Source organism: Lacticaseibacillus absianus (assembly GCF_013407595.1).
GTDB classification, from domain to species: domain Bacteria; phylum Bacillota; class Bacilli; order Lactobacillales; family Lactobacillaceae; genus Lacticaseibacillus; species Lacticaseibacillus absianus.
The window spans coordinates 534139-547697 of the sequence record NZ_JABEKX010000002.1 but is presented as its reverse complement, the minus strand read 5'-3'; the positions used below and the strand labels follow the sequence as shown (position 1 = coordinate 547697).

General features: G+C 61.9%; 13 protein-coding genes and 1 pseudogene. All 14 read right to left on the bottom strand.

Going from position 1 to position 13559, the window contains the following annotated elements; genetic code table 11:
• Positions 1-21 precede the first annotated feature (21 nt).
• The 14 genes and pseudogenes from HII33_RS07970 to mraZ all read right to left on the bottom strand — a co-directional run bounded on the left by HII33_RS07970 (position 22) and on the right by mraZ (position 13377).
• On the bottom strand, positions 22-741 hold the full coding sequence (locus tag HII33_RS07970) for a DivIVA domain-containing protein (protein WP_179395273.1): 720 nt from the start codon (positions 739-741) through the stop codon (positions 22-24).
• A gap of 37 nt (positions 742-778) precedes the next feature.
• Positions 779-1558 (bottom strand): YlmH family RNA-binding protein, encoded by a 780-nt coding sequence (locus HII33_RS07965; RefSeq protein ID WP_179395272.1) that lies wholly within the window; start codon positions 1556-1558, stop codon positions 779-781.
• Entirely contained in the window at positions 1558-1842 is a 285-nt protein-coding gene (locus tag HII33_RS07960; RefSeq protein WP_179395271.1) for a YggT family protein, read from the bottom strand. Before HII33_RS07960 ends, HII33_RS07965 begins: the two co-directional genes overlap by 1 nt.
• A 13-nt stretch (positions 1843-1855) precedes the next feature.
• The gene (locus HII33_RS07955) at positions 1856-2323 is read right to left on the bottom strand and encodes a cell division protein SepF (protein WP_179395270.1); all 468 of its coding nucleotides are present in this window, start codon (positions 2321-2323) and stop codon (positions 1856-1858) included.
• Positions 2324-2619: 296 nt separating this feature from the next.
• A pseudogene (ftsZ, locus tag HII33_RS07950) lies at positions 2620-3573 on the bottom strand (cell division protein FtsZ); the annotation flags it as partial.
• A gap of 17 nt (positions 3574-3590) precedes the next feature.
• Positions 3591-4910, bottom strand: coding sequence for a cell division protein FtsA (gene ftsA / locus HII33_RS07945; protein WP_179395268.1), 1320 nt, complete (start codon positions 4908-4910; stop codon positions 3591-3593).
• 135 nt (positions 4911-5045) lie between these two features.
• Complete coding sequence (locus HII33_RS07940) at positions 5046-5864, bottom strand: cell division protein FtsQ/DivIB (protein WP_179395267.1); 819 nt, start codon at positions 5862-5864, stop codon at positions 5046-5048.
• An 11-nt stretch (positions 5865-5875) separates the two neighbouring features.
• The gene (murG, locus tag HII33_RS07935) at positions 5876-6958 is read right to left on the bottom strand and encodes an undecaprenyldiphospho-muramoylpentapeptide beta-N-acetylglucosaminyltransferase (protein WP_179395266.1); all 1083 of its coding nucleotides are present in this window, start codon (positions 6956-6958) and stop codon (positions 5876-5878) included.
• Positions 6949-8328 (bottom strand): UDP-N-acetylmuramoyl-L-alanine--D-glutamate ligase, encoded by a 1380-nt coding sequence (gene murD / locus HII33_RS07930; RefSeq protein WP_179395265.1) that lies wholly within the window; start codon positions 8326-8328, stop codon positions 6949-6951. Before murD ends, murG begins: the two co-directional genes overlap by 10 nt.
• 33 nt (positions 8329-8361) lie before the next feature.
• Positions 8362-9324, bottom strand: coding sequence for a phospho-N-acetylmuramoyl-pentapeptide-transferase (mraY, locus tag HII33_RS07925; RefSeq protein WP_179395264.1), 963 nt, complete (start codon positions 9322-9324; stop codon positions 8362-8364).
• A 116-nt stretch (positions 9325-9440) separates the two neighbouring features.
• Positions 9441-11606, bottom strand: coding sequence for a penicillin-binding protein (locus HII33_RS07920; RefSeq protein ID WP_179395263.1), 2166 nt, complete (start codon positions 11604-11606; stop codon positions 9441-9443).
• Positions 11603-11992: a cell division protein FtsL gene (ftsL2, locus tag HII33_RS13810; protein WP_246287348.1), complete on the bottom strand. Its 390-nt coding sequence runs from the start codon at positions 11990-11992 to the stop codon at positions 11603-11605. Before ftsL2 ends, HII33_RS07920 begins: the two co-directional genes overlap by 4 nt.
• Entirely contained in the window at positions 11982-12941 is a 960-nt protein-coding gene (rsmH, locus tag HII33_RS07910; RefSeq protein WP_179395262.1) for a 16S rRNA (cytosine(1402)-N(4))-methyltransferase RsmH, read from the bottom strand. Before rsmH ends, ftsL2 begins: the two co-directional genes overlap by 11 nt.
• 4 nt (positions 12942-12945) lie before the next feature.
• Positions 12946-13377: a division/cell wall cluster transcriptional repressor MraZ gene (mraZ, locus tag HII33_RS07905; protein WP_179395261.1), complete on the bottom strand. Its 432-nt coding sequence runs from the start codon at positions 13375-13377 to the stop codon at positions 12946-12948.
• Positions 13378-13559: the final 182 nt, after the last annotated feature.

Here is a 13559-nt window from a genome sequence, read left to right as displayed (position 1 = left end):
GGGACGCGTGTTCATGCGTCTTTATTCAGCGTCGGTCGGCGCGTCGCTCGGCTGGTCGAGATCCGCCGGTGCCGCTTCGGCAGCCGGTGCATCGGCCACCTCGTCATCCGTCGGGAACACGATCTCCGTGTAGCGCGTCGCCCCATCGCTAGAATCATCTGCCCCCGAGTTTACTGGAACGTCCGGGGTCTTGTCAAGCTCGGATTCGACTTGCGCCGGGTCGAGGTACTCTGGCGCCTCTTGCGAGCTGGCCAGCAGTTCCTTCCATTCAGGGCTCTTGACGACTTCCAGTTGGCTCTCCAGCATGACTTGCAGGCGCTGGCGGAAGACCCGCGTCTGACGCTTCAAGTCCTCGGTCTGAACGTTGATCGTCTTGGCCTTCTCCGTCGCGTCGCCAAGGATGTGGTTGGCCTTATCAGTCGCATCCGTCAGCAAGTTCTGCGCGTTCTTCTCGGCCTGCTGGGTGATGAGGTCCGCTTCTTGATCCGCGTTCTTCTTGACCTTGTCGGCGGCTTCTTGGGCGACGATGATCGACTGGTTCAGGGCGTCCTTGAGGTCCGTGAAGTACTTGATCTTCTCCTCGGTCTCGCTGAGCGACTTCTCCAGTTCCTCGTTCTTCTTGATCGCCGCGCTGTAGTCCTTGATGATCTGGGCCAGAAAATCATTGACCTGATCCTTGTCGTACCCGCGCATCCGGGCGTCAAATTCCTTGTTGTGAATGTCCAATGGGCTCAATGCCATGTCTAGTTCCTCCTTAGACCAGCGCGCCTGCGCCGCCTTATTTGTGTATCACGTCGATGTCGACGCGCTGTTTGCCCTTCTTGGTCTCGCCCAACAACGCGGTCACGCGCACGCGCCCGAAACCGCGCACGGAGACGATGTCTGCCACGCCGACCATCAGGTCCGGCGCAGTGCTGACAGCGAAGTTCAGCCGGACTTTTTGCCCCTCGATCAGGGCCTTAGCCCGGGCCCGCGAGACGTTGAAGGTGTGGCCGACCAGGCTGTCCAAGCGCACGCTCGTCATGGTGAGCTGTGCTTGTTCCCAATCGTTGGTCGGCCGCACCACCGCATCCAGCGCGATCGGCTCGAGGCGCACGCCGATTCGGCCGACGTGATCCACATTGGCCTGCACCCACTCACTCATCGTCCGCGTCGTGAACGTCTGCCAGTGCACGCCGTCGGTGACGATATCCCCGAACTGCGCACGGTCGATGCCACTGTTGGCGAGTGTCCCGAGGACCTGACTGTGCGTCAAGTCGGCGAACTTGGTCGGGTACTTGATCTCTAAAGCGGCCAGCTCGAAGTCTTCCGGCTGCGGCTCAAAATAATCCGGGGCGAACAAGACCCGCACCCGCTCCGCGTCCGGCCAGCCGCCAAACGCATGGGCCCGCACCTCGCCGTGCGCGCCGCACAGGGTCTGAGCGATGTACCACTGCCGCGGGTCCAAAAAATCGGTCAGGACCGGGCGGTACTCCGTCGCAGCCTGACCGATGCGCTCCGCCAAGGCGTCGATCAGCGGGCCTTCTTCCTTGCGAAAGTGCTGATAGATTGCGTCCATCAGAGCATCGCCCCGATCAGTGCCCAGAACAGCCGCTGCAGGCCTTCTTGCACGAAGCTCAGGACCAAAAAGGCGAGGATCGGCGAGAAATCCAGCCCAAAGAGCGGCGGAATGAAGCGAAACAGATTCAAGAACGGCTCGACGATCCGCCCGAGCAACTGGCCAAGCTTGGAGTCCAAGGCCCCAGGAAACCAGGTCATCAGGATGTACACCGCGATCGCCACCATGTACAGGTACAACGCCCAGTTCAACACGTCATAAGTGACGCTCAATACGTTGATCATGCGTCCACCTCGCTCAGTTCGTCAGGTCGACATCGGCGTCGACGCCCAGTGTGGCGGCCAGGCTCCCATCGATCTGGAAGTTCGCCGGTGTGACCAAGAAGATCATCTCACCGATGCGCTTGATCTCGCCGTTGATGGCAAATACGGTCCCCGTGAGAAAATCCACGATCCGGGTCGCCGAATCCGGGTCGATCCGGTCAAAGTTGACCACGACCGCCTTGTTGTTCAGCAAGTGGTTGCCGATCTCTTTGGCGTCGGAATAGATCCGTGGTTCGTAAACCACGATCTTCGCCGTTTTGTTCGTCGGTTCGCTCATCGAGACCACCTTATTTCCTCGGAATGGCGTCTGCTTCGCCTGCGGTTGAGCAGGTTGGGCCGGCGCGGCTTGAGTCGGTTGCGGGGCCGACTCGAACGGCGCGTCGTCTTCTGGATCCATGGCAAAGAATTGATTGAATTTGCTTGAAAGCTTGTCAAATGCCATTCGCACACCTCCTCAAGGGGTTGTCGGCTCGCTTACTGACGACGGAAGCGGAAGAATGGCGGTTGCTCGTCACCCTTGTCTGGATCCGCCTGATCCGGCTGGCTTTCGAAGATGTCGAATTCCTTCTTCTCCGCCTTGTCGAGCTTGGCGTCAGACGCCGCTGGCCGCTGGCTCGGCTCGCGCCGCAGGTCCCAATCGTCACCGAACGGATCGTCGGTGGTCTTGGCGGCTGGCTTGGCCGGGGTCGCCGGCCGGCTGGTCTCGCCGCGGCCACTACGGGCAGGCTTGACTTGCGCTTCGTCGATCCCGGTCGCGATCACCGTCACGACCACTTCATCCCCCAGGTCCGAGTTGATCGAGGTCCCGAAGATGATGTTGACGTCGCTGGTCGCCGCCTGTGCAACGATCTCGCTGGCGTCTTGCGCTTCGAACAAGGACAGGTCTGGCCCGCCGGTGATGTTCAGCAGCACCTGCTTGGCCCCGTCGATGGACACTTCCAGTAGCGGGCTGGAGATCGCTTTCTTGGTCGCCTCGATGGTCCGGTTCTCACCGGTCGCCGCGCCGATCCCCATCAACGCCGACCCCTGGTTCGCCATCACGGTCTTCACGTCAGCGAAGTCCAAGTTGACATAGCCAGGGCTCGTGATCAGATCGGAGATCCCTTGGACCCCTTGACGCAGCACGTTATCCGCCGCATGGAAGGCCTCAAGCATCGGGGTCTTCTTGTCGACGATCTCAAGCAGGCGGTTGTTGGCGATGATCACCAGTGTGTCCACGACCTCCTTGAGCTGAGCGATCCCCTCGCTGGCGTTCTTCGCGCGCTTTGGTCCTTCGAAGGTGAACGGGCGCGTCACGACGCCGACGGTCAGGGCACCGAGGTCCTTGGCGATCTTCGCCACGACCGGGGCCGCCCCGGTCCCGGTGCCGCCTCCCATCCCGCAGGTGACAAAGATCATGTCCGCGCCGGTCAGCGCCTGCTGAATCGCTTCTTCGGACTCCTCCGCCGCTTTTTGGCCGATATCCGCCGTTGCGCCGGCGCCGAGGCCGCGCGTCAGCTTGGGGCCGATCTGGATCTTGGTCTCTGCGTTCGAGTTCGCGAGCGCCTGCACGTCCGTGTTGGCGGCGATGAACTCCACGCCCTTCACGTCCTCTGCGATCATCCGGTTGACGGCGTTGCCGCCGGCGCCGCCGACCCCGATAACTTTGATCACCGCGCCAGTATCATTTTGTGCATCAAGTGAGAATTCCATTGTCGTTCCTCCTAGGTTTATTCGAAGAAAGTATCGAAGAAGCGGTGAAGCAGGCCCGGCTTTTTCTCCGTCGGGGCGTCTTCGGCTTCTGCGCCTGCGCGCGGGGCGCTTGGGACTTTAGTCGGGGTCGGCGCCGCCTGCTTCGGCTGGTGCACGACAGGGGTCGGCAGCACGCTGGCCACAAGGGCGTCGATGTCTGTCATCTGGGCGGCGTAGGTGATCAGCCCGAGGGCCTGGGTGAACGCCGGGTGCCGCAGCCCCATCTCGTCTGGGACGAACCGCTTGACTGGGATCGGCTGCGCTTGTTCGGCGTTAAAAATGTCCTGCGCCAGCGTCACCGTCCCAGGCAGAGCGGTCGTGCCCCCGGTGATCACGATCCCACCGGGCAGCTCCAGGGCGTGCGCCTGTTGCAAGGCCACCTTGAGCCGGTTGAACGTCTGGGTCAAGCGCGCCTCGATGATCTCCGCCAAGTATTTCTCGGTGACCATCTCGGGTTCGGTCTTGCCGACCACGGTGACCGGAAAGGCGTTATCCGTGGCGGCCAGAGAGTCGGCAGTCCCGTAGTCGCGCTTGAGCTTCTCCGCGTCCTTGAGGTCCGTGTTGAGCACGACCGAGATGTCTTTGGTCACGTACTCCCCGCCTTCCGGATCGACGGCGGTGAACTTCAGCTTGTGGTCGTGGATCACGCTGGCGGTGGCTTGCCCCCCGCCGATATCGATCAAGACGGTGCCGAAGTCCTGCTCACCGTCGCTCAACGCGACCTGGGCGGCGGCCAGTGGGTCGACGACCATGCAGCGGATCTTCAACCCGGCTTTTTCGATCGCCTTCTTGGTGTTATGTAACACCGTTTTCGGAACGGTGAAGAGGATCCCGCGCATCTCGAGGCGCACCCCGACCATGTTGCGCGGATCCTTGATCCCGTCGAAGCCATCGACGATGAATTCCGTCGGCACCAGCGTCAGGCTCTCGCGCTCCGGTGGCAGGTTCCGCACCAAGGCCGCCGCCGCCACAGATTGGACATCCGTATCGGTGATCTCCTTGCTCTGGTCGCCGACTGCGATCATGCCGCTGACCGATTCGATCTGCAACATGTTCGCCGGGACGCCAGCGACGACCGCCTCAATTTTGATCGCGGCTTTTTCTTCCGCTTGGGCCACGGCGCGCTGGATCGCACCGGCCACTTTGTCAATATCAACGATCACGCCGCGGGATAACCCCTCGGACCGTTGACTGCCCACACCAATAATGTTCAGTTGGCCTTGTACAGACTCGGCAACAATCACTTTTATTGAGGTGGTCCCGATATCAAGTCCTACGTATAGCCCTCGATTTTCCATGACGACGGAACCTCCTTGTCTTTTTACATTATTTATCGAATGAAAACGTAATACTGGTTTAATTCTACCACAGGGGCCCTGTGTCTGTACCCCGTCTATTCGCTAAACCTAATCAAATTTTGTGGATTTTGCGCGTCACTTCGTGTAAGGCGTGAAATACGCGCCCACTTCCAGGTCGATCGTTCCCCGCTTCTTCACCTGGGCCACGATCGCCGGGTAGTAGCTGATCTTCTTCGCCACGGTCCGGCTGTCAGCGACCACGGTGTTGCCGTCGGTCATCGTCATGGTGATCTGGTACGGGTTGCTCCCACCGCGTGTCGCGCGGACCTCGCTGATCGTTCGCCGGACCGCCGACGGGAACTGCCGGATGGCCCGCGCCATTGTCGCCGCGTCGCGCGCCCCGAAGTCGGTCAGCACCGGGTAGTTATCGACCGGTGTCGTCGAGCTTGTCGCCATGATCGTGCCGTTCTCGAGGATCATGTGGTAGCGCCCCTTGGTCAAGACGTACCCCATCGGGATGTACTCCTTGACCGCCAGGGTGACGTGATTCAGGCGCGTCACCCACAAGCTGATCGTGCGAACCTCCGGCACTGTTGCCTTGATCTGGGCTAAGCGCTGCTGGCGGGCCATCAAGACCCCAGGGATCGTGTCGGTCGCCCCGAGCTGGCTGGCGTCGATCACCGTCTGGATCGGCAGGTTCTTGGTGCCGGTGACGCTGACCTCTTGTACCTTCGCCAGCGGACTGGCCATGTAGCCAAAAAACAGCAGCAGCACGGTCAGCGGGGCGAGCACCAGTATCAGATTGCGCGTGCGGTGGTGCCGCCGCAGCTCGGTGACCTGCGGCAGACTGAGCCGGGGGCGTGGGCGCCGTGTCCGGGCCTGACGCGCCTGATACGCTTCCCAAGGCGTCAAGGGGTCTTTGGTTGTTGGGTTGCGCTTGCGGGTCCAGGCCACGGGGAGTCACCTCACTTGATCACGGATTGAAGGACGGCGATCAGCTGATCGCTTGCATCGGGGGTCCCTAGCCCCAAAGCGGCCCGCGTCATGCGGACCAGGCGCGCATCATCATCCATCAAGTCGATGATGGTCTGCGCGAAGTGCGTGTCGATCTCCGGCTCGGTGATCATCAGCGCAGCCCCGGCGTCCGCCAGCGCCTTGGCGTTGACGAACTGGTGGTTGTGCGTGACGTTCGGGCTCGGGATCAACACGCTTGGCAACCCAAGCGCCGTCAGCTCAGCCAGGCTGGTCGCCCCACTACGGCCGACCACCAGGCTGATGTCCGGCAGAATGCTCGGCATGTCGTCGACGTACGGCACGACTTTGACGTTTGCCGGCAGCTGGTGCAGGCTCGGCTTGACTTTGCCGTAGTTCGCATTGCCAGTGACGAACAGCGTCTGAAAATCGGCTTGGCCAAACGCCGGCAGGGCGTCGAGCGCCGCTTGGTTGATCTTCGGGGCCCCGCGCGAGCCACCGAAGATCAGCAGCGTACGCTTGTGGGGGTCGAGCCCAAAATCAGCGAGCCGGTCGTTAGGCTTGAGCCCCGCCACCTGCTGCGCGCGGGGGTTCCCGGTGATCACGACCTTCTTGGCGGGAAAACTCGCCGCCACTTCCGGGAAGGTGATCGCGACCTTATCGACGAAGTGGGCGAGGAACTTGTTCGTCACCCCGGCCACCGAGTTCTGCTCGTGGATCACCGTCGGCACATGCTTGCGCGTCGCCGCGTAGAGTAACCCGGCGGAGACATACCCGCCGGTGCCGACGACCACGTCGGGGCGGAAGTCGGCGATCAGCCGCTTCGCCTTCTTCTGGGACTCCAGGAACAAGGCGACCGTCCGAAAGTTGTCCGCCGTCAGCTTGCGTTTGAAGCCCTGAAGCGCCAGCGTCTCGAACGGGATGTCTGCGCTGGGCACGATGCGAGACTCCAGTCCGCGCTCGGTCCCCACGTACAGCACCGCGTCGAGGTCGCCGCGTTCTTGCAGGCGCTGGATCAAAGCCAGGGCCGGGTAGATGTGGCCGCCTGTGCCGCCACCGGATATCATCAGTCGCATGCGGGATGCTCCTTTGCGTATTGGTCGACCGCGGTGATGAACAAGTCCCCCCGGGTCTCGAAGTTCGGGTACTGATCCCAGCTCGCCGCCGCTGGCGACAGTAAGATCACATCCCCCGGTTGGCTGGCGTCAAAGGCCAGCGGCACCGCGGTCTGCACGTCCTGTGTGCGCGTCGCCGGCACCCCGGCGGTGGCCGCGACCGCTTCCAGCAGCGGCGCCGTTTCGCCGAACGTGATCATGGCGCGCACGTGCTGTTTGATCAGCGGGAGCAACTCATCCATCGGCAAGTGCCGATCCAACCCCCCGGCCAGCAACACGATCGGTTGATCGAAGGCCTCGATCGCCACGCTGGCGGCCTCAACGTTGGTCGCCTTGGAGTCATTGTAGACTTTGCGGTCCGCAACGGTCTCGACGTACTGGATCCGGTGGCGGACGCCGGTGAAGCGGCTCAGGACCGCGCGGATCGCGTCATCGGTCACCCCGGCCAGCTTGGCCGCCGCGATCGCCGCCAGCGCGTTTTCGATGTTGTGCTCACCCGGGATCTGCAGCGCAGCGGCAGCCATGATCGGCTGACCGTCAAAACACAGATCGGTGCCATCGAAGGTCGCCCGCGCCCCGGGCGCGTTGTGCCGGGAGAACGGCACGATCGTCGCCTGACTCTGTTTGGCCAAATCATGCATCTCCGGCAGGTCCCAGTTCATGACGAAGTAATCCGCGGCGGTCTGATTCTGGGTGATCCGCATCTTGGCGGCGACATAGTGTGCGCGGTCCCCGTGGTAATCCAAGTGAGCCGCGTAGATGTTCGTCAACACCGCGATATGCGGATGCAACGTCACCGCCCCGGCCAGCTGGAAGCTGGAGAGCTCCGCCACGATCGTATCCGCCGCCGTCGCTTTTTGCGCGACACCCGAGACCGGGATCCCGATGTTACCGGCGTCGTAGGCGTGTCCGGTCGTCGCCCCTTCGTTGAGCATCAGGCCGATCAGCGTGGTGGTCGTCGTCTTCCCGTTGCTCCCGGTGACGCCGATCCACTTGGCGTCGGAGACCTGGTAGGCCAGCTCCGGCTCCGTGATGACTGGGATATGCAGCGCCAAGGCGCGCTGCACCATCGGGTTACTGTACGGGATGCCGGGGTTCTTGACCATCAACTCGAAGTCTTCGTCCAACAGCTCGACGGGATGGCTACCGGTGATCACCTTGATGCCATCGGCGAGCAGCGCCTGGGCATCCTTGTTGTCCTCGAAGTCCTGCTTGTCGTTGACCGTGACGAGCGCGCCCAGTCGGTGCAGGAGCCGGGCAGCGTTCACTCCACTTTTGGCCAGACCCAAGACCAAGACTTTCTTGTTCTGATAAGTTGTGATTGCTTTCATGGAACCTGATCCGCTTCTTTCTATCCGATTAAGTTAAAACAGTACGAGGTACAGCGCCCCACCCAGGAGGCCGACCAGCCAGAAGACCAGGTCGACCCGCCACTCAGACCAGCCGAGCATCTCGAAGTGGTGGTGGATCGGTGACATCTTGAAGATGCGCCGGTGAAAAACCTTGAAGCTGAAGACCTGAAGCATCACGCTGGCCGTCTCGCCGACGAACACGATCCCGATCAATAGCAGGGACCACGGCCGGTTGAGCAACAAGGCCACGACTGCCAGCAGCCCGCCTAAGGCCAGGCTACCGACATCCCCCATGAAGATCTGCGCGGGCTTGTGGTTGAACAGGAAGAACCCGACCATCGCCCCGATCACCGTCAAACAGATGATCAAGACATCGAGCCGTCCGTCGCGCACCGCCAGTGCCGCGTACATCGCAAAGGCGATCGCCGACAACCCCGCACACAGGCCGTCGATCCCGTCACTCAGGTTGACCGCGTTCGAGAAGCCGACGAGCCAGATGATGCTGAAGGCAACGAAGACCCACGCGACATTCAGCTCACCGACGACCGGTAGCGCCAGCGTGTGGGGGAACCCTTCGTGAAAGTAGGCGACCAAGAACACCACTGCCCCGAGGATCTGGCCGAGCAACTTCTGCCAGGCCCGCAAGCCAAGGTTCTGCTTCTTGGCGACCTTGATGAAGTCGTCCCAGAATCCGAGTGCTCCGTAGAGCACTAGGACGAACAGCGCGATCCAGACGCTCAGGCTCAGCTGGTGCTGCCAAGCCGCCGTTGCGATCGTGGCGACCACGATCGCCAACGTGTTGACCAAGCCGCCCATCGTCGGGGTGCCGTTCTTCTTCGCGTGCCACTTCGGCCCGATCTCTCGGATCGTCTGGCCTTCCTTCTTCATCCGCATGTAGCCGATGAACAACGGCATCAGGATCACCGTGAGGCCAAACGCCGCCACCATCGGGATCAACATCTGTGTGAATTGCATGATTCTCTCCTTCAGCAGAGCTGAGACACTGGCCGAGCCGGTCTCCACTCCCATTTTTGTCGCCGATCGGGCCCCGCTGGCGGGGCCACGCGCCCGAACCTAACTGGGGCCCTGACTTACTCGGCCTGCTTGAACGTGATCGTCACCGTCGCATTCGTCAGCAAACTCCCGGCGGCCAAGCTCTGATGGGTCGCATAACCGGTCCCACTCAGCGTGAATTTTTTACCAGTCAATTGGGCTAATTTTAACACATCGCTCTTAGACCAGCCACTGACGTCAGGCATTGTCATCGCCCCGTTCGTCAGGAGCAGGACCCGGGCGTTCGCCAAGGCGGCTGACCCCGCCAGCGGCAGCTGCTGGACCACCCGGTTGCCAGTGCCGACCGCACTGACCGTCAGCTTCGCCGCCGTCAACGTCTTCGTCGCCGCGCTGACGCTGGCATTGGTGACCGCGGGCACGCTGGCCAACACGGCATCGCCGCTTGTCGCCGCCTGGCCTTCGTCCAGTGCGAGCGCGCGTTTCAACAGCGGCTGGAAGATCTCGTTGATCATGGTGGAAGTCGGCGCCGTTTGCTTTTGGGCCTGCTTCAGCGTGACATAGACGACGTACTTCGGGTCACTGGCCGGCGCGACCGCCAACACGCTGTGCAAGTTGGCGTCGCCGCCCGTGATGTACCCCTTGCCGTCTGCGCGTGGGATCTGGGCGGTCCCGGTCTTCATCGCCAGGTCCACCCCGTCGATCTTGTACGGCACCCCGGTCCCGTACGACTCGCTGACCACCCGTTTCATCTCGGTCAGCACCGCGCTGGCCGTGCTGGCCTTGATTGGGTGGCCGACGACCTGGCGCGGATAAGTCGTGACCGTGCCGTTGGGCGCCACCGTCTTGCGAACGATGCGCGGTTGGATCATCGTACCCTTGTTCGTGATCGCCGTGACCCCTTGCAGGATCTGCATCGCCGTCACAGAGATCCCCTGACCGAAGCTGATGTTCAGCCGCTGCAGGTCGTTCGTCAGGCCGTACGCCCCCGCGTTTTCACTCGGCAGGGTGATGCCGGTCTTCTGGCCGAACCCGAAGGCCTTGAGGTACTTGCCCTGGTTGGTGACCCCGATCGCCTGCTCGATCTTGACCATCCCCGTGTTGCTCGACCGGGGGAACGCCTGGCTCAGCGGGATCATGCCCCAGCCCGCCGGATCCCAGTCCGAGACCGTCCCGCCGGCCACCTTCATCGTGCCGGACTTGTAGTACTGGTTGGGGGTGTAGGTCCCGGTGTCGATCGCCGTGGCCAACGTGAAGATCTTCATCACCGACCCCGGTTCGTAGCCGTCTTCGACCAAGGCGTTGCGCCATAGCGTCCCCAGACCGTCACCCGTGCTCGGGTCGAACGTCGGGCGTGAGCTGGCGGCCATGATCGCCCCGGTCTTGGCGTTCATCAAGACCGCGGTCAGCCCCTTGGGTTGGTACTCGGTCTGGACCTTCGTCATCAGGGTCTCAAGGTAGGTCTGCAGGTTGCTGTTGAGCGTCGTGTAGACCTTACAGCCGTTAGTCGCCTTGACCGTCTTGACCTTGGCTTGCGGCAGCCGGTAGTTGCCCATGTCCGCCTGGTAGGTCGTGTGTCCGTTGGTCCCTTTGAGCAGTTGATCGAACTGCTTTTCAAGCCCCATCACCCCGACCAGCTGCTGATCCTTGTCCTTGCTGTTGGCCTGGACCAGGCCAACCGTATAGCTCGCAAAAACGCCGTTCGGGTAGAGCCGCGACGGGCTGTCTGTGAAGTTGATCCCACTGAGGTGTTCGGATTCGATCTGTTCCTTGATCGCCAGTGATAGGCCGGTGCCCGCCCGGCCAAACTCGACTTGAAAGGCGTTTTTGGCCGTCGGGTTCAGGTAGGCCAAGATCTTCTCCCGGCTTAGGGGCAGGTACTTCGCCAGCACGGTGGCCGCCTTCTCCTTGTCTGTCACATACAGCTTCTTGTCGCCGTTCTTATAGGTCTTATCGACGATCGCGAAGACCGTGTAGGTGTTGGCGTCCTCCGCGATCACGTTGCCCGTGCTGTCATAGATCGCCCCGCGCTTGGCCTTCAGCACGCTGCCGCGTTGATACTGCTTCTCGCGGTAGGCCTGCAAGTCCTGATTATCGCTACGCCCGCCCAACGCAAGGTACGCAAAACGACAAACGAACCCGAGCCCGATCAAGGCCGTCAGGCTCATCAGGAGGATCCCGAAGAGCTTCCGGTTTTTCTCTGGGTGTCTCGCGTTCGTTTGTCGTTTGTGGGTCATCTTTTTCATTTATTCGTCACACGCTTGATATTGCCCTCGATCACGGTGAAGCCGTGAGCCTTGGCAAAGTTGTTCAGTCGACTGGAGTTGGAGAGCTCGCCCACCGTCTGCTTGGCGTCGGCGACGGCCTGGTTCTGGGTGGCGGTCGCCCGCGCGACGTCTTGGTACTCGCGGTTGATCCCGGCCAGCTGGAGCTGACCCATCAGGTAAAACAAGGCAAACGCGACGACGGCCAGGCCACAAGCCAAGACCAGCAGGCGCTCCAGTGGACTGAATGCGATCCGCCGCTTGGGGGCGGCCGCCGGCGTCGGCTGCGCCTGTGGGGTCGGGGCCGGGGTCGGCGCAACTTCTGGCTGGGCCAGGTCTAGCTGGCGCGCGGTATTATCATTCATCATCGGCATCCGCCTCCTTCAGGTTCTTCTCCAACACCCGCAGCTTGGCGCTGTGGGCCCGGTGGTTCACGTCCAGTTCGGCTTGGCTGGGCAGGATCGGCTTACGGCCGACCAGATGGAAGTCTGGCTGCGCACTGGCCGGGATCACTGGCAAGTCGCGCGGCAGGTCCCGGACCGTCGTCGCTTCCTTGAACATCGCCTTGACCAACCGGTCCTCAAGCGACTGGAAGGTGATCACGCTGAGCCGCCCCCCTGGCGCCAGCAGCGTAAGCGCTTGGGTCAGGGATGCTTCAAGCGCCCCGAGCTCGTCGTTGACCGCGATACGGATCGCTTGGAACACGCGCTTGGCCGGGTGGCCACCAGTGCGCCGAGCCTTGGCCGGGATCCCCGCCTTGATCAGCTCGACCAACTCGAACGTGGTCTCGATCGGCCGCGTCGCCCGCGCCCGTTCGATCTGGCGGGCGATCGGCTTCGCGAACTTTTCCTCGCCGTAACGGCTGAAGATGCGCACGAGGTCTTGGAAGGACCACTCGTTGACCACGATCTTAGCGGTCAGCGGCTGGCTCTGGTCCATTCGCATGTCAAGCGGCGCATCGAAGCGGTAGCTGAAGCCTCGCGCCGAGTCATCGAACTGCGGCGACGAGACCCCGAGGTCGTAAAGAAGCCCGTCCACTTGCGTCACGCCGAAGTCCGCCAGTGCAGCCTGCAGACGGCGAAAGTTCGTGTGCACCAGGTGCAGGTTCGGCGTTGTGCCGAGCTTGGCGCTCACCGCGTCGATCGCGGCTTGATCTTGGTCGAACGCATAGAGTTGGCCCGTTGTCAGCTGGCCCAGGATCCGCTGGGTGTGCCCGCCTCGGCCGAGTGTGGCATCGATATATGTACCCGTCGGCTGGATCGCCAGCGCGTCGGTCGCTTCGTGCAATAGCACAGTCTCGTGTGTGTATTCGGTCATCGTATCACAGTCCAAAGTCCATCAGATTTTCGGAGATCTCGTCGAAGTTGGCTTCGGCGTCGGTGGCAAAGGTCGCCCACTTCTCATCGCTCCAGATCTCGATGCGGTTGGCGACCCCCACCAGCGTGCAACCCTTCGCCAGCCCGGCGTGGGTGATCAGGGGGTTCGGGATGTTGATGCGGCCCTGTCTGTCCAGCTCGCACTCGGTCGCTGCGGAGTAGAGAAACCGCGTGAACGTCCGGGCGTCCTTCTTGGTCAGCGGCAGGGTCGCGACCTTCTCTTGCAACTTCTCCCACTCCGGCATCGGGTAACCGAAGAGGCAGCCGTCCATGCCGCGGGTGAGCACAAAATTCGCACCCAGCTGCTCGCGAAACTTCGCCGGAATGATCAACCGGCCCTTCGCATCGATGCTGTGATGAAACTCACCCATCAACATGGCGACACCTCCCCTGATATTGTTATTTTCAGTCTACCACATCCCCCCACAATCCACCACAAATCCTCTAAAAAAGCCTTGACAAAACTGGTGTTCGCCCCTTTTCCGCCGGCGCACACAAAAACGGCCTTGTGGTGACAGGCATCACAAGGCCGTTATCATGGTGGGACTGGGTGGGGACC